General features: G+C 71.4%; 16 protein-coding genes. 7 read left to right on the top strand and 9 right to left on the bottom strand.

What is annotated here, in order from left to right; all coding sequences use genetic code 11:
- The first annotated feature begins 2 nt into the window (after positions 1 to 2).
- Positions 3 to 410, top strand: coding sequence for a peptide-methionine (R)-S-oxide reductase MsrB (gene msrB / locus ACH4UM_RS08350; RefSeq protein WP_398175375.1), 408 nt, complete (start codon positions 3 to 5; stop codon positions 408 to 410).
- Positions 411 to 568: 158 nt separating this feature from the next.
- Here msrB and ACH4UM_RS08345 read toward each other — a convergent pair whose 3' ends face one another.
- From ACH4UM_RS08345 to ACH4UM_RS08330, 4 genes are all read right to left on the bottom strand, one after another.
- Positions 569 to 1867, bottom strand: coding sequence for an MFS transporter (locus ACH4UM_RS08345; RefSeq protein WP_398175373.1), 1299 nt, complete (start codon positions 1865 to 1867; stop codon positions 569 to 571).
- Positions 1868 to 2080: 213 nt separating this feature from the next.
- A complete protein-coding gene (locus ACH4UM_RS08340) occupies positions 2081 to 2518 on the bottom strand; it encodes an acyl-CoA thioesterase (protein WP_398175371.1) in 438 nt (145 codons plus the stop codon).
- An 87-nt stretch (positions 2519 to 2605) separates the two neighbouring features.
- Complete coding sequence (locus ACH4UM_RS08335; RefSeq protein ID WP_398175369.1) at positions 2606 to 3637, bottom strand: methyltransferase; 1032 nt, start codon at positions 3635 to 3637, stop codon at positions 2606 to 2608.
- 47 nt (positions 3638 to 3684) lie between these two features.
- Positions 3685 to 4707 carry a methyltransferase gene (locus ACH4UM_RS08330; RefSeq protein ID WP_398175907.1) on the bottom strand — a complete coding sequence of 341 codons (1023 nt, stop codon included), beginning with the start codon at positions 4705 to 4707 and terminating at the stop codon, positions 3685 to 3687.
- Positions 4708 to 4971: 264 nt separating this feature from the next.
- Between ACH4UM_RS08330 and ACH4UM_RS08325 the strand changes: the two genes are divergently transcribed.
- Together ACH4UM_RS08325 and ACH4UM_RS08320 are read left to right on the top strand one after the other, a co-directional pair.
- Positions 4972 to 5925 (top strand): proline iminopeptidase-family hydrolase, encoded by a 954-nt coding sequence (locus ACH4UM_RS08325; protein WP_398175367.1) that lies wholly within the window; start codon positions 4972 to 4974, stop codon positions 5923 to 5925.
- 10 nt (positions 5926 to 5935) lie between these two features.
- Positions 5936 to 6823 (top strand): LLM class F420-dependent oxidoreductase, encoded by an 888-nt coding sequence (locus tag ACH4UM_RS08320; RefSeq protein ID WP_398175365.1) that lies wholly within the window; start codon positions 5936 to 5938, stop codon positions 6821 to 6823.
- A gap of 28 nt (positions 6824 to 6851) precedes the next feature.
- Here the strand turns inward: ACH4UM_RS08320 and ACH4UM_RS08315 are convergent, their stop codons facing one another.
- The 5 genes from ACH4UM_RS08315 to ACH4UM_RS08295 all read right to left on the bottom strand — a co-directional run bounded on the left by ACH4UM_RS08315 (position 6852) and on the right by ACH4UM_RS08295 (position 11850).
- Entirely contained in the window at positions 6852 to 8438 is a 1587-nt protein-coding gene (locus ACH4UM_RS08315; protein ID WP_398175363.1) for a GMC family oxidoreductase, read from the bottom strand.
- A 52-nt stretch (positions 8439 to 8490) separates the two neighbouring features.
- Positions 8491 to 9714 (bottom strand): beta-ketoacyl-[acyl-carrier-protein] synthase family protein, encoded by a 1224-nt coding sequence (locus ACH4UM_RS08310; RefSeq protein ID WP_398175361.1) that lies wholly within the window; start codon positions 9712 to 9714, stop codon positions 8491 to 8493.
- Complete coding sequence (locus ACH4UM_RS08305) at positions 9711 to 9959, bottom strand: acyl carrier protein (RefSeq protein WP_398175359.1); 249 nt, start codon at positions 9957 to 9959, stop codon at positions 9711 to 9713. The genes ACH4UM_RS08310 and ACH4UM_RS08305 overlap by 4 nt, the downstream gene beginning before the upstream one ends.
- 72 nt (positions 9960 to 10031) lie before the next feature.
- Entirely contained in the window at positions 10032 to 11033 is a 1002-nt protein-coding gene (locus ACH4UM_RS08300) for a beta-ketoacyl-ACP synthase III (protein WP_398175357.1), read from the bottom strand.
- A 49-nt stretch (positions 11034 to 11082) separates the two neighbouring features.
- Complete coding sequence (locus tag ACH4UM_RS08295; RefSeq protein WP_398175905.1) at positions 11083 to 11850, bottom strand: BTAD domain-containing putative transcriptional regulator; 768 nt, start codon at positions 11848 to 11850, stop codon at positions 11083 to 11085.
- A 370-nt stretch (positions 11851 to 12220) separates the two neighbouring features.
- Here ACH4UM_RS08295 and ACH4UM_RS08290 point away from each other — a divergent pair, with 370 nt between their 5' ends.
- The 4 genes from ACH4UM_RS08290 (at position 12221) to ACH4UM_RS08275 (ending at position 26964) form a co-directional block, all read left to right on the top strand.
- Complete coding sequence (locus ACH4UM_RS08290; protein WP_398175355.1) at positions 12221 to 13090, top strand: DUF5829 family protein; 870 nt, start codon at positions 12221 to 12223, stop codon at positions 13088 to 13090.
- Between the two features lie 76 nt (positions 13091 to 13166).
- Positions 13167 to 18278, top strand: a complete 5112-nt coding sequence (locus ACH4UM_RS08285) for an amino acid adenylation domain-containing protein (protein ID WP_398175353.1) — start codon at positions 13167 to 13169, stop codon at positions 18276 to 18278.
- On the top strand, positions 18275 to 22726 hold the full coding sequence (locus ACH4UM_RS08280; RefSeq protein ID WP_398175351.1) for a MupA/Atu3671 family FMN-dependent luciferase-like monooxygenase: 4452 nt from the start codon (positions 18275 to 18277) through the stop codon (positions 22724 to 22726). The genes ACH4UM_RS08285 and ACH4UM_RS08280 overlap by 4 nt, the downstream gene beginning before the upstream one ends.
- A complete protein-coding gene (locus ACH4UM_RS08275) occupies positions 22723 to 26964 on the top strand; it encodes a type I polyketide synthase (protein WP_398175349.1) in 4242 nt (1413 codons plus the stop codon). The genes ACH4UM_RS08280 and ACH4UM_RS08275 overlap by 4 nt, the downstream gene beginning before the upstream one ends.
- The last annotated feature ends 2 nt before the right edge of the window (positions 26965 to 26966 follow it).

Here is a 26966-nt window from a genome sequence, read left to right as displayed (position 1 = left end):
TCATGTCGTACGACGTCGAGAAGCCGGACGAGCAGTGGCGCGCGGAGCTGAACCCGGCCGAGTACGCCGTGCTGCGTCAGGCCGCCACGGAGCCCGCGTTCACCGGTGAGTACACCGGCACCAGGACCAGGGGCGTCTACTCCTGCCGGGCCTGCGGCGCCGAGCTGTTCACCTCCGACACCAAGTTCGAGTCGCACTGTGGCTGGCCGTCCTTCTACGACCCCAAGGACACCGACGCCGTGGAGTTGCTGCAGGACCGCTCCCACGGGATGGTGCGCACCGAGGTGCGGTGTGCTCGCTGCGGGTCGCACCTCGGGCACGTCTTCGAGGGCGAGGGATATGCCACCCCGACCGACCAGCGGTACTGCATCAACTCGATCTCTTTGCGGCTGACGCCCGACAAGGAGTGACACGGCAGTCAGTTGCGCCGTTCGGGTGACGCCGAGGGCTTGGCCTGGATTCGGGCCTTCGGCGGGAGCCACGAGCGAAGGCTGCTCGCACTGCACCCGGCGTACAGCCCGACTCGTCTGCCGCCACCTGCGGCTCCGCCTTGGAAAGGGCCCGCTCGTCAGGGCACGCTGCGGATGCGTTGCACCAGGATGCCCCCGGCCAGGGTGAGGAGGGAGGTGAAGACGAAAAGTGACCGGTAGCCGCCGAGGTGGGTCACCAGTACGGCGGCGACGGCCGGTGCCAGCACATGCGGGATGGAGTTCGCGATGTTGATGACGCCGAGGTCCCGTCCGCGATCGCTCGCGGTGGGCAGCACTTGGGTGATCAGCGCCTGATCCACCGAGACGTAGACGCCGTAACCGAGGCCCATCAGGCCTGCGGCCATCAGCGCGGCCGGCCATGTCGGCCAGATCGCCAGCAGGGCCGAGCCGAGCGCGATCACCACACCGGACGCCGTGACCAGCGACCTGCGCCGGCCGAGCCGGTCGGACACCACACCGCCGATGAACGCGGTGAGCACGATGCCGATGGTGTAGACGACGACGAGAGTCAGCAGCCCCTGTTCCGCTTTCCGCCCGGGAAACCGTTGTTCGTAGCGCACCTCGTCGCGGAGGAAGTAGAGCAGGTACAGCGTCCCGGTGGCGTTGCCGAGCTGCACGAGCAGCCGCGTCAGCCACGCCAGGGCGAAGTCCCGGTGACGACGAGGGCTGATCCAGAACCCGGCCAGGAAGCGCGACCAGCTCACGGCGGGCACCGCGGAGCGCGGCAGCCGGGCGTCCTCGACCGACCACACGAACGGCAGGGCGAACAGGACTACGACGGCGGCGACCAACGGGTAACCGCCACGTGGTCCGCTCACGGTGACGGTCACCAGGACCGTACCGAGCACAACGGCCAGGGGCTGAGTGGCTCCCACCCACGCGCTCACGACGGCGCGCTGCCCGACGGGGACATGGTCGGGCACCTCGGCGACCAGGCCCGCGAGCATCGCGCTGAGCGACAGCTGCACCAGACACCAGCCGAGGGCGACGCCTGCCACCGTGGTCTGCGGAACGAGGACCACCAGGCCCAGCGCCGCGCCCAGCGCGCCACCGGCCAGCCAGGGCTTGCGGCGGCCGAAACGCGAGGTGGTGCGGTCCGACAGGGCGCCCGCGAGCGGGGTGGCGACCAGTGCGACCACCCCGCCGAGCCCGGTGACCAGACCGAGTGCCGACGTCTTGTCGTCCGGGGCGATCGTCTCCAACTGCTGGGCGAGTAACACCTGTACCGGGGTGTACAACGCCGTCCACATGCCCAGACCGACGAGCGCGATGCCGCCCACGAACCGGCGTCCGACCCGCGCGACCGGTTCGGCCGGCGTGTCCGTCGCGTCCGTGGAAGGGGCCGTGGCGGGGGTGGACCGTGCTTCTGAGGTCATCGTGGCCCTTCGGTCCGGGGAGCCTGCGCGGACAGTGTGATCCGGGCGGCTGACCGGACGATGACACGGCGTTGACACCGGCCCGCTGACGCATCGCGGACATGCCCACGGCCCCGGGCCGATGAGCCCGGGGCCGTGATGTGACAGGTCCGCCGATGTTCGCCCCTCGCCCCGAGGCACCCGGCGACCCGCCTCAGAGCAGTGTCCTCCGACTCAGAGCAGGGTCTTCGCGACGTCGTGGAACTCGGAGCTCCAGGACGTCGGGCGCAGCGTCTTGGGGTCGAGCCGGATGTGCACCCGCCGCCCTTCGGCATGCACGACGCTCCCGTCCGCCGACAGCACACGGAAGCCGTACACCGCGCTGGAGTCGGAGAGCGTGTCTATCCAGAGATGGACACCGATCTCACCCGTACCGCGAATGGGCGCCCGGTAGCTGATCGAGAACTCGGCCACGGCCAGGAACACGTCGGGGTGGGTGAACTTCCCGTCGGTGTACGCGAATCCCTTCCGGGCCCAGAAGGTGGTCAGCGCCCGCTCCACGAGAACCATGTAGCGGGAGTTGTGCACGAAACCCATCGAATCGAGCTCGTCGAAGTGCGTGTAACCGGGTTCGACGATGCCGCGCTCCACCGTGGTCTCACCTTGGGTCATACCTGCCTCCGAGAGGTGCTGGGACGAACCGACACTGGACGGTAACAGCGGAGATCATCCCCGGCGGGGGAATCGGCCACTCCCACGTCAGACCGGTGCGACTTCCACGATGGACAGTGCTCCCGGCGTGGGGATGACCCTGAGCGACTTGAGGTCGGCGGCGGCGAGCAGCTCCTCGAGTTCCTGCTCGGTGCGTTCGCGTCCTTCGAACACGGTCAGCATCACCATGTCGGAGAGGGTGACGGACGGCGGGACGTCCGCGGGCGGCCGCACCGGGTCGACGACCAGGAGGCGTGACCGCTCGGTCATGGCGGCGCGCACGGTGCGCAGAATGCGCAGACCGTCGGCGTCGCTCTTGTCATGGATGATGCGCTTGAGGACGTAGAAGTCCGCACCGGGCGGCACGTGCTCGAAGAAGTCCCCCGCGGCGGTCTCCCAGCGCCCCTCGACCACGGGCTCGTCCAACTTGTGCCGCTGGAGGACGGATTCACGTTCGAAGAGGATGCCGTGCAGGCCGGGGTTGCCGGCGAGCACCGTGCGGAGGAAGCCGCCCAGACCGCCGGCGAGATCGACGACGGTTCCCGTCTCCGGGAAGCCGTAACTGGCGACGATGCCGTTCTGCTCCGTCGCAGACATGGTGTCCATGGCGTCGCTGAACAGCTGCTCGCGCTCCTCGTCACCCGGGAGGTGGTCGAAGAAGGGGGCGCCGAAGATGTCGTTGAAGGCGGTGGTGCCGTTGCGGACGGTGTCTTCGAGGCGTCCGGCTGACTGCCAGTACATCTCGTCCGTGAACAGCAGGGCTGTGGAGCGGACGGAGTAGGGGACGTCGGTGCGCAGGACGTGTGCGGCGGGGGTGAGGTGGAAGGTGGCGTTGTCGTCTTCTTCGAAGATGCCGCGGGTGGCGAGGAAGCGGAGGATGCGGTGGAGGGAGGGGGCGTGGGTGCCGGTGAGTTCGGCGAGTTGTTGGCTGGTTTTGGGTCCGTCGGTGAGGTGGTCGGCGATGTCGTGGCGCAGGGCCACGCGCAGTGCGGCGGGGTAGAGGTAGCCGAGCGAGTCGCCGAGGACCTGCCTGACTGCCGCCGCGATCTCCGTTGCCTGGGGCGGTTGCGCATCGCTCAAGGTTCGGCTCCCGGTGTCTTGTTCACGAGCAGGTGGCTCACGGTCGCTCAGGCCGTCACGGCTTCGATGATGGACACCGTGCCCGGAGTCGGGATGATCCGGACCAGTCGGAGGCCGGCGGCGGTGAGGAGTCCCCTGAACTCCGGCTCGGTGCGCTCCTTGCCGTCGAAGATGGTCATCATCGCCACGTCGTACAGCTTGGCCGCGTGCGGCTCGTTGCCGGGCGGCACCACGGCGTCGATGACCAGGAGCCGGGCCTGGTCGGACATGGCCTTGCGGACGGCCTGGAGGATCCGGAGGCTGTCGTCGTCGCTCCAGTCGTGCAGAACGCGTTTGAGGACGTAGATGTCGCCACCGGCGGGCGCGACGTCGAAGAAGTCCCCCTCGACCGTCTCCCAGCGCCCCTCGATCGCCTCGTCGTCGAGTTGATGCTGCTGGAGCACCGCGTCCTGCTCGTACAACACACCGTGCAGACCCGGGTTGCCGGCGAGCACCGTGCGCAGGAAGCCGCCGGGGCCGCCGCCGACGTCGACGATCTTGCCGGTCTCGGGGAAGTCGTAGCTCTGCGCGATGCCGCCCTGCTCGATGGTCGACAGATCGGCGATGCCGGTGTGGAAGGTTCGGGCGCTCTCCTCGTTCTGGTCGAGGTAGTCGAAGAGGGGCGCGCCGAAGATGTCGTTGAAGGCGGTGGTGCCGTTGCGGACGGTGTCTTCGAGGCGTCCGGTCGACTGCCAGTACATCTCGTCCGTCAGCAGCAGGGCTGTGGAGCGGACGGAGTAGGGGACGTCGGTGCGCAGGACGTGTGCGGCGGGGGTGAGGTGGAAGGTGGCGTTGTCGTCTTCTTCGAAGATGCCGCGGGTGGCGAGGAAGCGGAGGATGCGGTGGAGGGAGGGGGCGTGGGTGCCGGTGAGTTCGGCGAGTTGTTGGCTGGTTTTGGGTCCGTCGGTGAGGTGGTCGGCGATGTCGTGGCGCAGGGCCACGCGCAGTGCGGCGGGGTAGAGGTAGCCGAGCGAGTCGCCGAGGACCTGCCTGACTGCCGCCGCGATCTCCGTTGCCTGGGGCGGTTGCACATCGCTCAAGGGTCTGCCTCCTACGGCATCGCACTGTGTCGCGTGACCTGGCGCGCGAGGGCTGCCTGTCACCGGTCGGGGATCAGCCTGGCGGGGTGCGCTGACCGGTGACTGACGGGACGCTGACCCGCGGCCGGAATCCGCCCCGTTCCGGGGAGCGGTCAGTGAGGTGTCAGCGGGCCGTCAGCCGGCACGGCGACCATGCGCCACGTGTGCCCACTCACCGATGGTGCGGGGCGGTGATCCGAGGACCTGGAGGCGGCTTTGACGGCACTGGACGGCGTGACCGCGACCGAGGGTGTGATGGAGTGGCAGGGGCACAGGACGTGGTACCGCGTCGTCGGCCCGCCCGGCCACGGCTCCGGCCGGCCTCCGCTGGTGATCTGCCACGGCGGTCCGGGCCTCACCCACGACTACCTCACCTCGGTCGCCGACCTCGCGCGTGCGGGGTGGACCTGCGTGCTGTACGACCAACTCGGCAACGGGCGCTCGGAGCACCACGCAGGAGTGCCCGCCGAATTCTGGACGCCCGAGCTGTTCCTCGACGAACTCCGGCTGCTCGTCGCCCACTTGGGCATTGCCGACGACTACCACGTACTGGGGCATTCATGGGGCGGGACGCTGGCGCTCGAACTGGCCGTCCTGCGGCAACCGGGGCTGCGATCGATCGTCGTCGCCGACGGATTCGCGTCCTCGTCGACCTACCGTGAGGAGGTCTCCCGGCTGCTGCGCGAACTGCCCCCGGACGTACGGGAGCCGATCGAGCGCCATGAGGCGGCCGGGACCACCGGTTCACCGGAGTACCAGACGGCGGTACGGGCCTTCTACGGACGCCATGTGTGCCGCGCCCGTCCCGTGCCGGACGAGCTCCTCCGCACCCTGCAGTACTTGGGAACCAACCCCGCGGTGTACGAGGCCATGATGGGGCCGAGCGAGTTCACCATGACCGGAACCCTGCGGAGCTGGGACATCCGTGACCGGCTCGACCGGGTGCGGGTCCCCGTGCTGCTCGTGTCCGGGCGGTACGACGAGGTGACGCCCCGCGCGGTGGAGGAGATCCAACGCGGTGTGCCCGGGGCCGAGTGGGTCCTCTTCGAGGAGTCGAGCCATATGCCGCACATCGAGGAACCCACCCGTTTCCGCACCGTGGTCGAGAGGTTCCTCGCCCGGCAGAGCGGCGCGACGGCCGAAAGGGCGGGGGTCGCCGGGCATGGCTAACATGACCGGCATGGCAGCACTCACTCCGACCGTCGGCCTGTTCGGGATGAACATGAACGCCGCGGCGGATCCGGCGGTCTCGGCCCGCATCGCCCGGCGGGCCGAAGAACTCGGCTACGAATCGCTGTGGGTGGCCGACCATGTCGTCCTGCCCCGCCCTCGTACCGAGGACTCCCCGCTGGAGCCCGACACCCCGCTCCTCGATCCCGTCGTGGCCCTGACGCACCTGGCCTCCCACACGGAGCGGATCAGGCTCGGCACCGGCTGCGTCGTCCTTCCCCAGCGGAACCCGGTCGTTCTGGCCAAGCAACTGGCCAGCCTGGACGTGATCAGCGGGGGCCGCCTGCTCTTCGGGGCCGGCGTCGGCTATCTGGAGCCCGAGATGAGCGCGGTGGGCGTCCCCATGGCCGGGCGGGGCGCACGGGCGGACGAATACCTCCGGGCCATCAGCGCGCTGTGGTACTCGGACAAGCCCGTCTTCCACGGCTCCCACGCCGACTTCGAGGACATCGACGCCCGCCCGCGGCCCCTGCAGCGCCGGGTGCCGCTGGTGATCGGCGGACACAGCGCCCCGGCGCATCGGCGCGCGGTCGCTCACGGCGACGAATGGTTCGGCTATCTCGTCGGCCTGCGCTCCACCGCGGAACAGGTGCGCACGCTCACGGAGCTCTCCGACCGCGCCGGACGGCAGGACAGACCGCTCAAGATCTCCGTGGCCCCGGCCCGGCCGCTGGATGTGGCCACGGTCAGGGCCTACGCCGAACTCGGCGTGGACCGGCTCGTCGTCGTACCGCCCATGGAGCTGACGGCGGCAGAGCTCGAAGAGTTCGTGGAGCGGCACGCGCCCCGCGAACTCGGGGCGGCCCCGGCCCGGGAGACCTCTGAAAGCCCCGGGTGAGAGCCGTCCCGGCTCCGGGACCGGCGCGTCAAGCGGCGGGTCCAGCGTCCCGGTTGGCCCAGGCCGTGCCGTGGTCGGCCGCGATGAACCGGGAGATCTGCTCCCCGACCAGCAGCGCCGGCGCATGGGTGTTGCCCGTGGTGATCGCCGGGAAGACGGAGGCGTCGGCGACCCGAAGCCCCTCGATGCCGTACACCCGCAGCCGCGGATCGACGACGGCGTCGGCGGTCACCCCCATCTTGCAGGTGCCCGACGGGTGGTGATACGTCGTCACCGTGGCCCGCAGATAGTCGCGCAGCTCCGTGTCGTCGGCCGCTTCGCCCACGTCGGGGCCCGGGTACAGCTCGAGGGCGCCCCACTCCTCACGCAGGACCGAGGAGCGTCCGATGTTCCGGCACAACACCGCGGCGGCCGCCAGACTGTCCAGGTCCGCCCCCGTACGCAGGGTGCCGGGGTCGATGAGCAGCTCGTCCTCCGGTCGCGCACCGGTGAGCCGGATCGACCCGCGCGCGGTGGGCCGGACGATCCCGGCCTGCAGGGTGAAGCCGTTGCGCGGCCCCGTCATCCCCGGCTGGTACATCGGAACCGGGAAGTGCAGGGGCTGGAGGTCCGGCACCGGCAGTCCGGGCCGACTGTGCCAGAACAGATGTGTCTGAGCGGGGCCGAGGCCCGGCGAGGGCCGGCCCACGGGGCGCTCCGTGCCGAAGATGACGGGTGCCAGGACGTGGTCGTGCAGGTTCTGGCCGACGCCCGGGAGATGGGCGACCGGGTCGATTCCCAGGGAGCGCAACTCGGCGGTCGGGCCGATGCCGGACAGCATCAGCAGCCGGGGCGACTCGATCGCGCCCGCGCTGATCACCACCTCCGCCCCGGCGGTGGCTTGCTCCGCGTGCCCCTCCCGCAGCCACTCCACGCCCACGCACCGGCTGCCCCTGAGGAGTACGCGGCGCACCCGGGCCCCGGTGACCACGGTGAGGCCGGGCAGATGGGCGACCGGGTCGAGATAGGCCGCGGCGGCGCTGCACCGGCGGCCGTCGGCAATGGTGAACTGGATCTTCGAAATGCCCTCGGGGCTACCCGAGTTGTAGTCCGCCTGACAGGGGATGCCGGTCTCCTGGGCCGCCTGGATCAGCGCCTCGTGGATTGGGTCGGCCTCGTACTTGGTGAGCACCGGCAGGGGGCCGCCCGAGCCGTGCAGGTCGTCCGCCCCCGTGTCGTAGTCCTCGATGCTCCGGAAGACCGGCAGCACGTCCCGCCAGGACCAGCCGTCATTGCCGAGGTAGGCCCAGTGGTCGTAGTCCAGCGCCGCGCCCCGGGCGTAGATCAACGCGTTGAGCGCGCTGGACCCGCCCAGCACCCGGCCGCGTGGCCAGTGCAGTCTGCGGCCGGCCGCGTGCTGCTGCGGTGTGGTGAGGTACGCCCAGTCCTGCTCGCCGAACCAGAGTTCGCCGAAGCGCAGCGGGTCGTCGATGGCCGGGTTGGTGGCCGGGCCGCCGGCTTCCAGGAGCAGGACGTTCGCGCCTTGGTCCACCAGGCGTCGCGCTACCACGCAACCGGCGGAGCCGGCGCCCACGACGATGATGTCGAAGGGACCGTTGCTGAGTGATTCGGCCACGGGCCGACCTCCGTTGACGGGGCGTTGGACAGAGGTGAGAGGGGGGCTGTTGCTACACCGAGGCGAGGACGAGTACCGCGTTCTGACCGCCGAAGCCGAACGAGTTGCTCACCGCCACCTCGATACGCTGGGCACGAGGAGCCTTCGCGACGACGTCCAGCTCGATCGCCGGGTCCAGGTTCTCCAGATTGGCCGTCGGCGGCACGGTCTGGTTCTCCAGGGTGAGCACGGTCAGCGCCGCCTCGATCGCGCCCGCCGCACCGAGGGAGTGCCCGACCACGCCCTTCGCGGACGTCACCGTCGCACGGGCGCCCAGCAGTTCGCGCACAACCTTGGACTCGGCCGCGTCGTTCAGCGGTGTCGAGGTGCCGTGCGCGTTGACGTGGTCGACGTCGCCCGGCGATACGCCGGCCGAAGCCAGCGCCGTCTCCAGGGCCCGGCGGGCGCTGACACCCGATGGATCCGGGGCCGTCATGTGATGGGCGTCGGCCGAGGCCCCGTACCCCGCGATCCGGGCGCGGGCCCGCGCCCCGCGGGCCCGCGCGTCCGCCTCCCGTTCCAGGACCAGTACGCCGCTTCCCTCCCCGATGACGAAGCCGTCGCGGTCCACGTCGAACGGGCGGGACGCGGTGGCCGGTTCGTCCAGCCGCCGGGACAGCGCCCCCATCCGCGCGAATCCGGTGACGATCAGCGGACTCACCCCGGCCTCGCTGCCGCCGGTGATCACCACGTCGCACTGGTCGTCGTGGAGCAGTTGGGTCGCGACCCCGATCGCGGTTGCGCCGGAGGCGCAGGCCGTCGCGGTCACGAAGTTGGGTCCGCGGGCACCGAACTCCATCGCGAGATGACCCGCGACCATGTTCGGCACCAGCAGGGGGATCAGCAGCGCGGAGACCGAGTCCGGCCCCTCGGAGAGCAGGGTCCGGTGCTGCCGCTCCCAGGTCGAGACGCCACCGAGCCCGCAGCCCACGACGACGCCGACGCGCGCCCCGTCCCACGTCTTCGGGTCGAGCCCGGAGTCGGCGACGGCCTCCCGCGCGGCGACGATGGCCAGCTGGACGAACCTGTCGTGCACGAGGGTGCTGCGGCGCCCGACATGCTTGGCCGCGCTGAACTCCGGGACGGTGGAGGAGATGTCGACCGGAAGGCCCTGGAGGGAGGGATCGCGTCTGGCTGTCGGCCGGGCCTCGCACACGCCTCGCCAGCTCGCCTCGGCGCCGATGCCCGCCGCGGTGACCAGGCCGAGCCCCGTGACGGCGACGGGAGGAGAACTCATGACGTCGTCGCCGCGGCCGCCTGCTCCTCGATCACCTCGGCCGCCCGCCCGATGGTGTCGCGGGGCGACGCGGCGTCGTCGCTGACCTTCACGCCCAGGTCCTTCTCCACCACCAGCAGCAGCTCCACGAGGAAGAGCGAGTCCATCTCCAGGTCCTCGAAGGTCGCATCCGGTTTGATCTCCGAGCGTTCGACCTCGAAACGGTTGACCAGAATGTCGACGAGCTTGTCGTACATGGCTGTCATGACGATTCCCTTTCGAACGGTGGTGTCCTGCGATGGTGGGCACGGGCCGGCGGCCCGGCGCCGCACCCCGTGTCATGCATGGCCGTCGCCCGGCCAGGTCAGTACGGACGAGCCCCAGGTGAGGCCCCCGCCGAAGGCGGTGAGCAGGACCTGGTCACCTGGGCGCAGCATGCCGCTGGTGTGCGCGTGGTGGAGGGCCAGCGGGATGGACGCGGCCGCCGTGTTGCCGACCTCGGCGATGTTGCTGACGGCGCGCTCGCCGGGGATGTCGAGTTCGTCGGCGAGCCGGATGAGGATCCTCGCGTTGGCCTGGTGGGCGACCAGCCAGTCGATGTCGGAGGTGCGCCAGCCCGCCCGGTCGAGCACCGTGGTCGAGGACTTGGCCATGCGTTGCACCGCGTGCCGGAAGACCTCCTTGCCGGCCATCGCGAAGTAGCGGTCCGCGGCCTCGGCGGGCAGCCCGGACAGGCGCTGCTGCGAACCGTCGGCGCGCACGGTGATGAGATCGCGGCCGGCACCGTCGCTGCCGAGGTCGAACGGGCCGATGACACCCTGTTCGTCGGGCTCCCCGGCGCGCAGGACGACCGCGCCCGCGCCGTCACCGAAGATCGCCGAAGTCGTCCGGTCCGTCGGGTCGAGAATGCTGGAGAACGTGTCCGCCCCGATGACCAGGGCGCGGGTGGACGCGCCGGACGCGATCAGTCCGGCGGCGGTGGCGAGACCGTAGACGAAACCCGTGCACACGGCGGCGACGTCGAACGCCGCCGCGCCCGACAGCCCGAGCCGGGTCGCCACCGTGGGAGCGGTCGCCGGACAGAGCCGGTCGGGCGTGGTCGTCGCCACGACGACGGTGTCCACATGAGGGTTGCCCGAGTGTGCGAGCGCCCGCTCACCGGCCCCGACCGCCAGGTCGGAGGTGGCCGTTCCGGGCGCGGCGAAGTACCGCCGGCGGATGCCGGTCCGGGATCGTATCCACTCGTCGGAGCCACCGGACACCGCGGCGATCTCGTCGTTGGACACCGCGCGGGGCGGCAGGCAGCCGCCGATGCCGGCGAGTATCGCCGCCGGGGTCACCGGAGGCCGCCCGCCGGCACGTCGGGGATGCCCGGCGGGCTCACCCTGGTCATGCGATCCGGCCGATGGACGAGGGCTCGGTGATCCCGGTCAGCGTGAGCGCGGGGTCCTGGGCGAGGATCTCGGCGTAGCGCTGCTGCAGGAACAGGCCCGGCTGTACACCCAGGTCCTCGTCCAGCCGACGACGGGTGCGGTGGTAGAGGGTCAGTGCCTCGCCCTGGCGTCCCGAGCGGTACAGAGCGGTCATCAGCTGGGCGCAGAGGTGTTCGTTCAGGGGGTGCTGGGCGACGAGCGGGCGCAGTTCGGCGGCTGCCTGGCGGACATCGCCGACGGCCAGTCTGGCGCTGACAAGGTCTTCCCACAGGGTGAGCCGGCGCTCGTCGAACAGCGCGGCGGCCGCCTTGCACCGCAGGCCGTCCCCGGCGTCCAGCAGAGCCGGTCCACGCCACAACCGCAGGCCCGACTCCAGGAGTTCGATCGCCTGGCAGGGGTCGTGGCGCAAGGCGGCCGAGCCCCGTGCCGCGAGGTCGAGGAATCGGTTGCCGTCCACGGACTCGTGAGGGATGTCCAGTACGTAGCCGTTGTGCACCGCACGCAGCACGGTTCCGGCCGCGCGGCCCCGGGAGGGCCCCTCGAGGATCTTCCGCAGGCGTGCGGCGTGCGCCTGGAGTGCGTTGTGCACGTTGCCGAGCGGCTGGCCGGACCACAGCTCGTCGGCGAGTTCGAGATGGGAGATCGCCCGACCGGGTTCCAGCGCCAGAGTGGCGAACATGGCACGTACCTTGTTCGAGCGGATTTCACGTTCCTGACCGCCCACCGTGACGCAGACGGTGCCAAGAATTTCGATGTGCACGACACTCCTAAGTCAGTTCGACTCGTCGGGCGTCCTGCCGACGGCATCGCAATGGACTCCGATTGCCGGCAACCGCGATCTCGCATTGATGACATTGCTCGAATGCCAATGGTTGTCGTGGGACCGACGGAGTGTCAAGGGAGATATGGGCGGTACAGGGTGTACCCCAGGGACTCCCTCAGGGTGCCCAGGGAATCCCCTGGTGCCTTACCCGGGGCGGCGGGTGCAAGACTCCTGGCGCAGGAGTCCGCCGAGGACAACCGCGTTAATGCGATGCGCGTCGACGTTCCTCTGTTCGTCGGACAACCAATTCGGACGGGATCGGAGCATACGCGTGACCAGTGGATCCGCAGCGAGTGGAAGGCCGGTTCCTCGCCTCGACCACGTCATGGTGCTGCTCGACGGCGCCGCGCACCGCGACGTGTCGTCCAGTGGATTCCTGGCGGAGCGCTTCGGGAGGATCAAGCGCAAGGAGGCCGAGAGCTCCGTCGCCGGGCAGTACTCCACCCTCGGAGTGGCCGGCGAGAACACCTTGATCGAGTTGTTCGGCAGCGACATGCCCAGTGCCTCACCGCTCACCGGCGGCCTGGTGTTCTCCTTCGAGGAGCCGGGCTCGGCCGAGCGTGCCCGCGCCCTGCTGGACGCGGCGGGCGAGGTCAGGTACCACCACGACCTGGTGCGTCGCACGGTGGAGGGCACCAACGAGCAGCAGCCCTGGTACCACCTGATCAGCGTCGACCTGGGTGAGGCCAGCCCGCTGCTGCTCTTCCTCAACGAGGTGACGCCCGAGTACTTCCAGTCCCTCGGCGCACGCCCCGAACCGGACGGGAGGCTGTCCCGCAAGAGCTACCTGGACGCGGCGCTCGGGGCCGCGGCGGGCGGAAAGGGGCTGATGAGGGACGTCACCGGGGTGACGCTCTCGGTCGGCGCGGAGCGCGGCCGACGCCTCGCCGACGTGCTCGCGGTCTTCGGCTATGTCGGCGCCGAAACCGCTCCCGGAGTGCTACGGGAACTGCGCGGCCCGGGTCTCACGGTGCGGTTGGAGACCGGCGACGGTATGGAACGCGTAAAGGAAATCGAGATCGGTCTGAACCCTGAGGCGTACGACCCCTCGATCCCCGGGGAATTCCGGTTCGGCGAGTCCTCGCGACTGGTCATCGAATCAGCGGAGACCGTGCGGTGGAGTTTCACTCCGACGCGCTGAGCGATCTTGCGCGGGATATGCCAGGAAGGTCAATTCGGTCACGGCAGGTCGAGTGCTATCGGGGAGCCCAGTAGAAATGCCTGAGACGACTCCGCTGTTCAGTGAGATATTCGACCGGAATGTTGCGGCGACACCGGAGGCCATCGCAGTCGAGTTCGGTGACCAGTGCATGTCGTACCGTGAATTGGACGACAGATCGGCCCGGCTGGCCGCGGAGCTCATCGGCAGGGGTGTCGGCCGGGACACCGTGGTCGGGGTCGCGGCGAGACCCTCGCTCCACCTGCCGACGGCGGTGCTCGGCATCCTGCGCGCCGGTGCGGCCTGGCTCCCGCTCGACCCCGCCTATCCGGCCGATCGGCTCCGCTACATGATCGCCGACTCCGGGCTCCGGTTGCTCGTCGCCGACGCCGACACCGCGAGCGTCCCGGCGTACGACGGTTTGGAGATCGTCGGACCCGACCTGGGCCCGGCCGCGCCCAGGACGCCCGGCGCCGGGCGTCCGTGGCCGCGGCCCACACCGGACCAACTCGCCTACGTGATCTACACCTCGGGGTCCACCGGCCGTCCCAAGGGCGTCGCCCTCACCCATCGCGGACTGGCCCATCTGGCCCGCGCGCAGGTCGACACCTTCGGCGTCGAACCGGACGGCCGGGTGCTGCAGTTCGCGCCGACCAGCTTCGACGCCTCGGTCTTCGAGATGACGATGGCCCTGTACGCGTCCGCCACCCTGGTGCTGGCGCCGCGCGACGACATCGCGCCCGGCCCCGGCCTCGCGGACTTCCTGCGCGACCGCCGCATCACCCATCTCACGCTGCCGCCCTCCGTGCTGGCCACACTGCCCGAGACCACGCTGGACGACCTGGCGGTCCTGGTGTGCGCCGGGGAGGCGCTGCCGGAACACCTGGTGGAGCAGTGGCTGCCCGGACGCCGTATGTTCAACGCGTACGGGCCCACCGAGACGACCGTTTGGGCCACGGTCGCCGAGCTGACTCCCGGCGGTGGCAAGCCCTCCATCGGCACGGCCATCCACGGCGCCCGCACCCTGGTCGTCGACGAGTCGCTGCGACCGGTGCCCCCGGGCACGGCCGGCGAGTTGCTCATCGGCGGCGCGGGCGTGGCGCGGGGCTACCTCGGCCGGCCGCGCCTGACCGCGGAGCGGTTCGTCCCCGACCCCGGCTCGGCCGAGCCCGGGGCCCGGTTCTACCGCACAGGTGACCGCGTGCTCGAGCGGGCGGACGGCTCACTGGAGTTCCTGGGCCGCCTGGACCACCAGGTCAAGATCCGTGGCTTCCGCATCGAACCGGACGAGATCGCCCGGCGGCTGGCCGAGCACGCCCGGGTCACCGACGCCGTGGTGGTCCCGCGCGACGACGGCGCCGGGCCACGGCTCGTCGCCTACGCCACGGGCACCGGCCTGGACCCCGCGGAGCTGCGGACCCATCTCGCCGAGCGCCTCCCGGAACACATGGTCCCGGCCGTCGTCGTGCCCCTGGAGCGGATGCCGCTGACACCGAGCGGCAAGATCGACCGGGAGCGGCTGCCCGCGCCTCCCAGCGGATCCCGCGCGCCCTCCGACCGCGCGGAGCCCCGCACCCCCACCGAGCGGGCCCTCGCCGCCATGCTGGCCGACCTGCTGTCCCTCGACTCCGTCGGCGCCGACGACGACTTCTTCGCCCTCGGCGGCCACTCCCTGCTCGCGGGACGACTGGCCGCCCGGGTGCGCTCGGAGCTCGGCCGTGAGCTTCCCCTGCGCCGTCTGTTCGAGGCACGCACCGTGGCGGAGATGGCCCGCCTGATCGACTCGGCCGCCGCCGGACCGGCCGTGCCACCGATCCGGTCCGGGGCACGCGCGGACCGGGACACACCCGTGCCGCTGTCCTTCCCTCAGGAACGCATCTGGTTCCTGGAGAAACTCGCGCCCGGCAACCTCGCGTACAACGCCCAGGCCACCATACGGCTGCACGGCCCGCTCGACGTCGACGCGCTGCACGCCACCCTCACCGAGATCGTGCGCCGCCACGAGGTGTTCCGTACCGCCTTCCGCGAGGTCGACGGCCAACCCATGCAGTTCCCGCAGCCGACGGCACCGGTCCTGCTGCCGCTGCACGACCTGACCGGCCTGGACGACGCCGAGAAACGCGCCGCCGACATCATCCGCGAGACCGTGCGGGCCCCCTTCGACCTCGCCACGCCGCCGCTGGTCCGCTGGGCGCTGATCCGGCACGGCGAGGACGACCACACGCTCGTGCACGTCGAACACCATCTGGTCCACGACGGCTGGTCGTACGCGCTCTTCCTGCGTGAACTGCAGGACCTCTACCCGAGTCTGGCGCGGAGCGAGCCGTCGCCGCTGCCCGAGCCGGCCATCGGCTACTCCGACTTCGCGCTGTGGCAGCGGGAGTGGCTGCGCGGCGACGCCCTGGAGGCGTACCTGGCGCACTGGACCAGGGAACTGCATGGCATACCGGCCGCGTTGGAACTGCCCACGGACCGTCCGCGCCCGGTCGTCCAGGGCTTCGAGGGCTTCTCGGTGCGCGTTGACCTGCCCGGGGAACTGTGCCGCAAGCTGCGCGCCTACAGCCGCTCCCGCGGCACCACCCTCTACTCCACGATGCTCGCCGGGTTCTCGGCGGTGATGTCGCGCTACAGCCGTCAGCACGACGTGGTCGTCGGCACCGGGGTCGCCAACCGGCGGCTCACCGAGATCGAACAGATGATGGGCATGGTCGTCAACACCGTGCCGCTGCGCATCGATCTGTCCGGGCGGCCGGACTTCGACGCGCTGGTCCGGCGCGTCCACGACACCGTGGGACGGGCCCACGAATGGCAGGACGTGCCGCTGGACCGGCTCGTCGACGCGCTGGCCCTGCCCCGCGACCCCGCCCGCAACCCGCTGTTCCAGGTCATGTTCAGCTTCCACGACTCGCAGATCCCGGACCTGGACTTCCTGGGCATCCGCGGCTCCGTGCTGGAGCTGCACAACGACTCCGCCAAGACCGACATCAACGTGGTGGTCATCCCGCGCGCCGAACAGCGCGCCGGGCACGGAGTCGATGACGACGACGCGGCCATCACCCTGATCTGGGAGTACGCCACCGGCCTCTTCGACCCCGAGACCATGCGCCGGATGGTCCGGCACTACACGACCCTCCTCGACGCGGCCGTCGACGCCCCCGCGCTCCCCTGCGAGCGGCTCCCGCTGCTCACCGACGACGAACTCGCCGACGTTCTCCGGATGTCGCGGGGAGCGGCGACGCCGTTCCCGCACGACCGCACCGTCCCCGAGCTCTTCGCCGAGCGGGCGGCCGCCCGGCCGGACGCGACGGCGCTCGTCAGCGGAGCGACGTCCCACACCTACGCGGAGGTGGAGGAGCGGGCCAACCGCCTGGCCCAGCTGCTGCGGGCGCGCGGCGTCGGCAGGGACGTGCCCGTCGGCGTACTGCTCGAACGCGGCGACGAGATGGTGATCGCGCTGCTGGCGGTCCTGAAGGCCGGCGGGGGATACGTACCGCTGGACCCCGGCTATCCGGCGGAGCGTCTCACCGCGATGCTCGACGACGTCGCCGCGCCGCTCGTGGTGACGCGCTCGGACCTGCGGGGGCGGCTGGCCCAGAGGGCGGCCCGGACGCTGGTCCTGGACGAGGTGGCCGAGGAACTGGCCGCCGCCCCCGCCCACGCGCCGGACCCGCAGGCCGCACCCGACAGCCTCGCGTACATCCTGTTCACCTCCGGCTCCACCGGCAGGCCCAAGGGCGTGATGGTCGAACACCGCTCGGTCCTCAGGCTGGTGTGCGGCACCGACTACGTCTCCTTCGGGCCCGACGAACGATTCGCCCAGGTCGCCGACGCCTCCTTCGACGCCCTCACCTTCGAACTGTGGGGAGCGCTGTTGCACGGCGGCGCGCTGTTCGTGGTCGACACCGATCAGCTCCTCACTCCCGGCGGGCTTGCGCGGGCGCTGAGCGAGCACCGCATCACCAGCATGTTCCTCACCTCGGCGCTGTTCACCGAGGTCATGACCCAGAACCCAGCCACCTTCGCGGGGTTGACACATCTGCTGGTCGGCGGCGATGTGCTGAACGTGAGCCGGATACGGCAACTGCTGGACGCCCCCGCCACCGACCGCCCGCTCCGGCTGCTCAACGGCTACGGGCCCACCGAGACCACGACGTTCGCGGTGTGCCATCCGATCGAGGAACTCCCGGACGACGCGACCACGGTGCCCATCGGCCGGCCCATCGCCAACACCACGGCCTACGTGCTCGACCCCTACCTGCGGCCCTTGCCGGTCGGCGTGCCCGGCGAGCTGTACATCGGCGGACCGGGAGTGGCCCGCGGTTACGCCAACCGCCCTCGGCTCACCGCCGAGCGGTTCCTGCCCGACCCCTACGCCGGTGGCGGAGCGCGGATGTACCGCACGGGCGACGTGGTGCGCCACCGCCCCGACGGAACGGTGGAGTTCCTCGGCCGGGCGGACAACCAGGTCAAGATCCGCGGCTTCCGGATCGAGCCGGGGGAAGTGGAGACGGCGCTCAGCGCCCACCCCGGCGTCGGCCAGGCCGCCGTCGTCGTCGAAGACGCCCCGTCCGGCCGGCGGCTGGTCGCCCACGTCGCGCCCGCGCCGGGCGGCACCGCACCCTCCCCGGAAGAGCTCCGGCACTTCCTGGCCCGGACGCTGCCCCCGTATCTGCTGCCCGCGGCCTATGCCGAGGTGGCGGCGATGCCCCTGACCCCCAGCGGCAAGGTCGATCGAGCCGCGCTGCCGGCGCTCGAGGACAGCCGGCCTGCGCCCGACGGCCACGTGGCCCCGCGCACCGCGACCGAACGGACGCTGGCCGACCTCCTCGCGGAGATGCTCGCTGTCCCCGGGGTCGGGGTGACGGACGACTTCTTCAGGTGCGGCGGGAACTCGCTGCTGGCGATGCGCCTGATGAGCAGGGTCAACGAACAGTTCGTCGTCGACGTGCCGTTGCGCGACTTCCTCGGCGCACCGACCGTCGAGCGCCTCGCCCGCGCGGTGGACGCCGCGCGAGCGTCCGCCGACGGCGACCGCACGCCGCCCGCGGCCGACCGCACCGTCCGAAGGGCCGAAACCGACGAGGAACTGCTCGACCGGATCGACGAACTCTCCGACGACGAGGTGAACGCACTCTTGCGTGACATGGCTGAGAACGAGGTCGAACGATGACGGACGGCACTCTCTCCGGCGGCACTGCCGACGACCGGCGGGCCCAGCTCGCCGAGCGGCTCAAGCGGCGTATCGCGGAGCGCCACCACCCCCTCTCCTATCCCCAGCAGCGCCTGTGGTTCCTCGACCAGCTCGACCCGTCCGGCGCCGTCTACGTCGTCCCCCTCATCTACCGGATCAGTGGCCCGCTGGACGCCGCCGCCCTGGAGTACGCGCTCGGCCGGACGATCCGCCGGCACCACGTGCTGCGTACGGTCTACCGGTCGGTGGACGGCGCACCGCGCCAGTTCGTCCGGGCGGCGGAGCCGGTGACCATCCCGGTCCGTGATCTGTCCGACCTGCCCGACCCGGCGGCCGAGGCGGAGCGGGAGAGCCGGACCGAGGCCGCCCGGCCGTTCGACCTGGCCTCGGACCTGCCCGTACGGCCCCTGCTGCTGCGGCTCGCGCCCGATGAGCACTGGTTCTGCCTGAGCCTGCACCACATCGCCTGTGACGGTTGGTCGCTCGGTGTCCTCGGCCGCGAACTGTCCGAGCTGTACGGGGCGTTCACGGCCGGCCGGGAGCCGGAACTCGCACCCCTGGAGGTCCAGTACACGGCCTTCGCCGAGGACCAGACGGCCCGGCTCGTGGGGGAGCCGCTGGAGGAGATGCTGGGGTACTGGCGGGAGCGGCTCGCCGGGGCCCCGGCCCTCGCGACGCTGCCCGCGGACCGTCCGAGGCCGCCCACGCAGAGCCACCGCGGTGCCCATCTGGATTTCTCCATCGGCCCCGAGGTCACCCGCGAGGTGGGCGAGCTGGCCCGCTCCGCCGGCGCCACGCCGTTCGCGGTGCTGCTGGCCGCGTTCGCCGCCGTGGTGCACTCCCGGACCGGCGGTGACGAGGTGATAGTCGGATCGCCCGTGGCGGGACGGACCAAGGCCGCCCTGCAGCCGCTCATCGGTTTCTTCACCAACACCGTGGTGCAGCGCGTCGACGTCACCGGGGAGCCGACCTTCAGACAGCTCGTGGATCGCGCCCGGGACGAGAGCCGGGCCGCGGTCGCGCAGCAGGAACTGCCCTTCGAGAAGCTGGTCGAGGAGCTCCAGCCCAGCCGCGCCCCGGCCCACAACCCGCTCTTCCAGCTCATGTTCAGCTACCACGAGGGTGACGCGGACGGACTGGTCCTGCCGGGGTGCGAGGTACGGCTGGTGCCGGGCGACACCGAGACCGCGAAGTTCGACGTGACGCTGAGCCTGACCCGTACCGGCGACCGGCTGTCGGCCCGCTTGGAGTACAGCACCGACCTCTTCGAGGGGGACACGGCGCGATCGATCGGCGACCAGTTCGGCGCCGTCCTCGCCGCGGCCGTCGCCGCCCCGGACACCCCGCTGCGGCATCTGCCCGTGCTGTCCCCCGACGAGACCCGCCACGTCCTGACGGACTGGAACCCGCCCGCCGAGCCCGTGCCGGACGTGCTGGTGCACGAACTGATCGCCCGGCAGGCCGCCCGGACACCGGCCGCCCCGGCACTGCTGGGCGCGGACCAGCAGCCGCACGAAGCGATCACCTACCGGGAACTGGACCGGCGCGCCGAGGCCCTGGCCGCCCGGCTGCGCGCGTACGGCCTCGCCCCGGACGTTCCCGTCGGCGTCTACCTGGACCGCTCGCCCGACATGGTCGTCACCCTGCTCGCCGTCCTGAAGGCCGGCGGCGCCTACCTTCCGCTCGACCCCGACTATCCGGCGGACCGCGTCGCGTTCATGGTCGAGGACTCGCGCACGCCGGTGATCGTGACGCGCACGGCCCTGGCCCGCCGTATCGCCGAACTGCCGGCGGCGCCGCTGCTGCTCGACGCGCCGGAGCGGGACGCGGCCCCGTCCGGGCCCGCCCCGTCCGGGCCCGCCCCGTCCGGGGCCGTCCTGCCGCGGCATCTCGCGTACGTCATCTACACCTCGGGCTCGACCGGCAGGCCCAAGGGCGTGATGATCTCGCACCGCAACGTCCAGACGTTCTTCGGCGGCATGGACAAGGTGCTCGGCACAGACCCGCCCGGCACCTGGCTCGCCGTCACCAGCATGTCCTTCGACATCTCGGTGCTGGAGCTGCTGTGGACGCTGGCACACGGCTACCGCGTGGTCGTCCGCGGCGACGAACCCCGTGCGCCGGGCACCGGCCCGGCCGTCACCGCCGCCGCGCAGGCACGTCCGGTCGACCTGAGCCTGTTCTACTTCGGCGGCGACCGGGGAGGCGAACCGGGCGACGCCTACCGGCTGCTGATCGAGGGCGCCCGCTTCGCCGACCGCAACGGGTTCTCGGCGGTGTGGACACCGGAGCGGCACTTCCACGAGTTCGGCGGTCTGTACCCGAACCCGTCGGTCACCGCGTCCGCGATCGCGGCGATCACCGAGCGCGTGGCCGTACGGGCGGGCAGCGTCGTGCTGCCGCTGCACGATCCGCTCCGGGTGGCCGAGGAGTGGTCCGTGGTGGACAACATCTCCCACGGGCGCGTCGGCGTCTCGATCGCCTCCGGCTGGCAGCCGGACGACTTCGTGCTCGCCCCCGACGCCTACGCCGACCGCAAGAAGGCCATGATGAGCGGCCTCGACGAGGTGCGCCGGCTGTGGCGGGGCGAGACCGTACACCGCCGCAACGGTGCCGACACCGAGACGGACGTACGTGTCTTCCCGGCGCCGGTGCAGGACGAACTGCCCGTGTGGGTCACCAGCGCGCGCAGCCCGGAGACCTTTCAGCTCGCCGGAGAGAGCGGCGCGGGCCTGCTGACCCACCTCCTCGGGCACAGCGTCGAGCAGCTCGCGGAGAAGATCCAGCTGTACCGGGAGGCCTGGCGCCGGGCCGGGCACCCCGGCGACGGCCAGGTGACGGTCATGCTCCACACCTTCGTCGGCACCGACACCGACGAGGTGCGGGAGACGGTGCGCGAGCCCCTGTGCACGTACATCAAGTCCTCCTTCGACCTGCTGACCGGTCTCGGCCAGGCCATGGGGCGGGACATCGATCTGCGCACCCTGCCCGAGGAGGAGCTCGACCTCCTCGTCGCGCAGGCCTTCGACCGGTTCTTCGAGACGTCGGGTCTGCTCGGCACACCGGAGCACTGCGCCGACGTGATCGACCGGCTCAAGTCGATCGAGGTCGACGAGGTCGCCTGCCTCATCGACTTCGGCGTCGAGCACGAGCGGGTGCTCGCCTCCCTGGAACACCTTGCGACGGCACGCGAGCTGAGCGAGGCCCGGCGGCGCGCCGCCGAGGCCGACGAGCCCGTCGCGGCACAGCTCGTACGGCACGGGGTCACCCATCTGCAGTGCACGCCCTCGGTGGCGGGGCTGCTCGCCGAGGACGAGGAGGCCGCGGCCGCCCTGACCGGGCTGGACCGGCTGCTGGTCGGCGGCGAGGCGCTGCCCGCCCCGCTTGCCGAGCGGCTGGCGGCACTGCTTCCCGGCAGGGCGCACAACATGTACGGCCCCACCGAGGCGACGGTCTGGGCGACCACGGCGCCGGTGGGTGCCCCCGGGCCGGCGAAGCCGGTGACGATCGGGCGGCCGCTGGCCAACGTACGGGCCTACGTCGTCGACGCCCATCAGCGGCCGACCGCCGCCAACGTCCCCGGGGAACTGCTCCTGGGTGGCCCCGGTGTAGCGCGCGGCTATCTCGGCCGGCCGGCGCTCACCGCCGAACGCTTCATCCCGGACCCGTTCTCCGCGGAGCCAGGGGCCCGGCTCTACCGCACCGGTGACCTGGTGCGGCGGCGCGGCGACGGTGAGCTGGAGTTCCTCGGCCGCCTGGACCACCAGGTCAAGGTCCTCGGCCACCGCATCGAACTCGGCGAGATCGAGAACACCCTGGGCGCGCATCCGGGGGTGCGCGGCGTCGTCGTCACGGTGCGCGGTGACGGCGGATACAGCCGCCTCGTCGCCTACTGCGTGCCCGTCCCGCACGGACCGGACGCCCTGACCGCCGCGGCCCTGCGGGCGTTCGGCGCCAAGTCGCTGCCGGACTACATGGTTCCGGCGGACGTCGTGTTCCTCGACGCCCTGCCGATGACGGCCAACGGCAAGGTGGACCGCAAGAGGCTGCCCGCACTGGAGAACCGGCCGGCCGCCGTCTACCGGCCGCCGGGCAACGACCGGGAACGCCGGGTGGCCGAGGCGCTTGCCGGGGTGCTGCTCGTGGAGCGGATCGGCATGGACGACAACTTCTTCGAGGCGGGCGGCAACTCGCTGCTCGCGGTGCAGGCCAGGGCGCGGTTGCAACCCGTGCTCGGCGAACGGCTGTCCCTCGTGGACATCTTCCGGTACCCCACGGCGCGGGCTCTGGTCGCCGCGTTCGACACGGCGGGCGCCGCGGACGCGGCGGCCCGCGACGGACTGGACCGGGCGCGCAGGGCGGCGGGCAGGCGGGCCGACGCGCTCGCCCGGCAGGCGAAGCGACGAGCGGAACGGAACGGGGCATGACGGGCGGCGAGGAACTGGACGGCGTCGAGCCGGTGGCCATCGTCGGAATGGCCTGCCGGGTACCCGGGGCCAGGACGGTCGAGGACTTCTGGCGCAACATGCGCGACGCAGTGGAGTCGATCAGCTGGTTCGGCCGGGAGGAACTGGCGGCCGCGGGCATCGACGAGGAGACGCTGGCCGATCCCGACTACGTTCCCGCCTCCGGTCACCTGGAGGGCGCCGACCACTTCGACGCCTCCTTCTTCGGCTTCACCGCGGCCGAGGCCGAGACGATGGACCCCCAGCAGCGCGTCTTCTGCGAGACCGCCTGGGCGGCCATGGAGGACTTCGGCCACGACCCGGCACGCTTCGACGGCACCGTCGGCGTGTTCGGGGGCGCGTTCATGAACAAGTACATGGCCCAGAACCTGAACACCAACCGGCGTTTCCTGCGCTCGCCGATGGCCCCGGCGGCGCGGATGTTCAACGACAAGGACTTCCTCGCCACCCGGGTCGCCCATCTGCTCGACCTGACCGGCCCGGCCTGCACGGTGCAGACGGCCTGCTCGACCTCGCTGGTCGCCACCCACCTGGCCTGTCAGTCGCTGCTCGGCTACGAGTGCGATGTCGCGCTGGCCGGCGGCGTGGCGGTCAACGTGCCGCTGAAGGCCGGCTACCCGGTCGCGGACAGCGGGCTCTTCAGCCACGACGGCCGCTGCCGCCCGTTCGATGCGCGGGCCTCGGGTACGGTGCCGGGCAATGGCGCCGTGGTGCTCGTGCTGCGCAGGCTGTCCGAGGCGCTGGCCGACCGTGACCACGTCTACGCCGTGATCCGGGGTTCCGCGGTCAACAACGATGGTTCGATGAAGGCGGGGTTCGCCGCCCCCAGCGTCGACGGCCAGGCCCGGGTGATCGCTTCGGCACTGGCCGTCGCCGACGTCGCCCCCTCCACGATCGGCTATCTGGAGGCGCACGGCACCGCCACCCAGGTGGGTGACCCGATAGAGGTCACCGCGCTGACACAGGCCTTCCAGCTGTCCGACGACGCCGTGGCCCGGTGCGCGCTGGGCTCGGTCAAGGCCAACATCGGGCACCTGGACGCGGCGGCCGGCGCCGCCGGACTCATGCGGGCCGCCCTCGCCGTGCATCACGCGCAGATCCCGCCCACCGCGAACTTCACCCGGCTCAACCCCGAACTCCGGCTGGAACGCACACCGTTCTACGTGCCGGACGCCGCCCGCGACTGGCGGCCGGCGAACGGACCGCGGCGGGCCGGGGTGAGCTCGTTCGGAGTGGGCGGCACCAACGCCCACGTCGTCATCGAACAGGCACCGGTCCCGGTCGGCGAACGCCCACCGGCACAGCCGCGGGAGTGGCAGTTGCTGCCCGTCTCCGGACGCGACCGGACCACGGTGGACGCCATGACCGAACGGCTGGCCGCCCACCTCGAGCGCGCCGTTCCGTCCCGGACCGTCGCCGACGTGGCGTTCACACTGCAGGACGGCCGACGGGACTTCGGGGTACGCAGGTTCACGGTCTGCACGGACACCGCCGACGCGGTGCGCGCGCTGCGCGGCGAGGAACCGGACCGGCTCGTCACCAAGGCAGCGCCGGACGGAAGGCACGAGGCGGTCTTCGCCTTCCCCGGCGGCGGCATGCAGCACCCGAACATGGGCCTCGACATCTACCGCTCGGAGAAGGTGTTCCGCACCGAGGTGGACCAGTGCGCCGAACTGTTGGCGCCGAGGCTCGGCTTCGACCTGCGCAGGCTGCTCCTCCCGGCCGCCTTCACCCCGCTGAGCGGCAAGGAAATCGCCGGAGGCGCCGCCACCATGGGACGCGGCCAGGGGGCCGGCGTGGTGTCCGCGCTGTTCACCATCGAGTACGCCCTGGCACGTCAGCTGATGGCCTGGGGCATACGCCCGGTGGCGATGATCGGCCACAGCCTCGGCGAGTACGTCGCCGCCTGCCTCGCCGGGGTGTTCACCCTCCCGGGCGCGCTCGACATCACCCTCGCCCGGGGCGAGCTGTTCGCGAAGATGCCACCGGGCCGGATGCTCGTCGTACAGCTGCCCGAAGAGGAACTGCTGCCCCTGCTGTCCGACCGGGTGTCGGTCTCGGCGGTCAACGCACCCGATCTGACGGTGGTCGCGGGGCCGGACGAGGACATTGCGGCGCTGCTCACCAACCTGCGCGCGCGGGACATCGACTGCCGCAAGGTGAGCGTGCCGGTGGCCAGCCACTCGTGGATGGTCGACCCCTACCTGGAGGGCTTCACCCGCGAGGTCGAGCAACTCACGCTGTCCAAGCCGGAGATCCCCTTCGTCTCCGGCGTCACCGGCACCTGGATCACCCCGGTGGAGGCCACGTCCGCCACATACTGGGCGCAGCATCTGCGTCGGCCGGTGCGGTTCGCCGACGGGGTCCGCAGTGTTCTCGACCGGTCCGGCCGCGTGCTGCTGGAGGTCGGCCCGGGCAAGGCGCTGACGTCGCTGGCCACCGTCCAGCGGATGGCGCCGGCCCCGGTCGTGGTCTCGACGATGGGGCTGCCGCGCGACCCGACGCCTGACCTGGCCCACCTGGTCACCGCCGTCGGCCGGTTGTGGCAGCAGGGTGTCTCCGTCGACTGGAACGCCTTCCACGGCGAGGCCGCCCCGCGCCGGGTGAGCCTGCCCACCTATCCGTTCAAGGGCGAGCGGCACTGGGTCGAGGCGGGGCGGACCCGACCGTGCACCGAGCCTGAGCCGGACATGGAGGACGCGGCACCGGAGGCGGCCGAGCACGACGCCGACGGGCAGGCGGCTCCACGCACCGAGACGGAACGGCAGGTCGCCGACATCTGGTGCAGCCTGCTCGGTGTCGACCGGATCGGAGTGGACGACGATGTCTTCGATCTGGGCGCGCACTCGCTGATGGTGACGCAGGCGACCCGCCAGCTGCGGCGCATGGGCGTCACCGGTCTCGCCGCCCGGGACGTGCTGAGCGCGCCGACGGTGGCGGCGCTGGCCGCCTTGGTCGACCGGGCGCTGGGCCGAACGGACGCCCTTGCCGTCCCCACCGGCCCGGTCCTGGAGGACGAGGTACGGCTGGACGACGACATCCGGGCGGGCGATCTGCCCGCTCCGCACGACCGCCCGGCGAGGACCGTGCTGCTCACGGGTGCCACCGGGTTCGTCGGCGCCTTCCTCTGCGCCGAGCTGCTGGAACGTACCGATGCCACGGTCCTGTGCCTGGTACGGGCCGTTGACGAGGCGGAGGGACTCGAACGGGTCCGCTCCACGCTGGACTCGTACGGGCTGGCGGCGCCCGCGAACCGGCTGCGCGTGGTGACCGGCGACCTGGCCAGGCCGCTGCTCGGCCTGACACCGGACGGCTTCGACGAGCTGGCCGCACAGGTGGGCGCCATCTACCACTGCGGTGCGTGGGTCAACTTCGTCCGCCCCTACCGTGCCCTGAAGCCGGCCAACGTGCTCGGCACCCAGGAGATCCTGCGGCTGGCCGCCCGGACGCGCCTCAAGCCCGTGCATCACATCTCCACGCTGGCGGTTCTCGCCGGTGCGATGAACGGCGAGCGGGACGTCCTGCGAGAGGACGACCCGCTGCCCGCCCCGGTCGGCCACGACACCGGGTACAGCCAGAGCAAATGGGTGGCGGAAGGTCTGGTCGGCATCGCCCGGGAGCGTGGGATCCCGGTGTCCGTCTACCGCGCGGGCGGGGTGCTGTGCGACAGCCGCAACGGCGCCGCCAACAGCGAGGACTACATCACCAAAGTCATTCAGGGATGTGTCCAGCTGGGGCTCGCACCGCTGCGCGCGTACGCGCTGCCCGTCGGCACGGTCGACCACCTGGCCCGGCAGGTCGTCGGACTCTCCCAGCGGCCGGAATCCCGGAACCGGACGTTCCACACCATCGACCCGCAGCCGCTCCAGTGGAACCACATCTTCGAGCGGATCAGGGAGTTCGGGTATCCCCTGCGCAGCGTGCCCTTCGACGAGTGGCGTGCGGCGCTCGTCGAGCAGGTGGACCGGGAGGGCGACGACAACGCCCTGGCGCCGCTGATGGCCATGCTCGGGGAGGTGGCCGACCGGCGGACTCCCCGTGCCGACTGCGGCAACGTCCTGCGGACGATGGCGCCCGACCCGGCACCCCCACCGGCCCTGGACGCCCTCTTCTTCCAGCGGATGCTCGGGTTCTTCGTACGCCGGCAACTGCTGCCCGCGCCCGAGCGCGGCGCGGCCACGACCAGGACGGAGAAGTGACG

The organism is Streptomyces sp. NPDC020801, assembly GCF_044334385.1.
Taxonomy (GTDB): Bacteria; Actinomycetota; Actinomycetes; order Streptomycetales; family Streptomycetaceae; genus Streptomyces.
Note: the sequence above shows the minus strand (reverse complement) of the source record. Positions and strands in the feature narration are given on the sequence as shown.

Bases quoted from the DNA above. Each gene is read 5' to 3' on its own strand.
- msrB (WP_398175375.1), top strand. From the start codon at position 3: ATGTCGTACGACGTCGAGAAGCCGGACGAGCAGTGGCGCGCGGAGCTG.
- ACH4UM_RS08345 (WP_398175373.1), bottom strand. From the start codon at position 1,867: ATGACCTCAGAAGCACGGTCCACCCCCGCCACGGCCCCTTCCACGGAC.
- ACH4UM_RS08340 (WP_398175371.1), bottom strand. From the start codon at position 2,518: ATGACCCAAGGTGAGACCACGGTGGAGCGCGGCATCGTCGAACCCGGT.
- ACH4UM_RS08320 (WP_398175365.1), top strand. From the start codon at position 5,936: ATGGCAGCACTCACTCCGACCGTCGGCCTGTTCGGGATGAACATGAAC.
- ACH4UM_RS08310 (WP_398175361.1), bottom strand. From the start codon at position 9,714: ATGAGTTCTCCTCCCGTCGCCGTCACGGGGCTCGGCCTGGTCACCGCG.
- ACH4UM_RS08305 (WP_398175359.1), bottom strand. From the start codon at position 9,959: ATGACAGCCATGTACGACAAGCTCGTCGACATTCTGGTCAACCGTTTC.
- ACH4UM_RS08285 (WP_398175353.1), top strand. From the start codon at position 13,167: ATGCCTGAGACGACTCCGCTGTTCAGTGAGATATTCGACCGGAATGTT.
- ACH4UM_RS08280 (WP_398175351.1), top strand. From the start codon at position 18,275: ATGACGGACGGCACTCTCTCCGGCGGCACTGCCGACGACCGGCGGGCC.
- ACH4UM_RS08275 (WP_398175349.1), top strand. From the start codon at position 22,723: ATGACGGGCGGCGAGGAACTGGACGGCGTCGAGCCGGTGGCCATCGTC.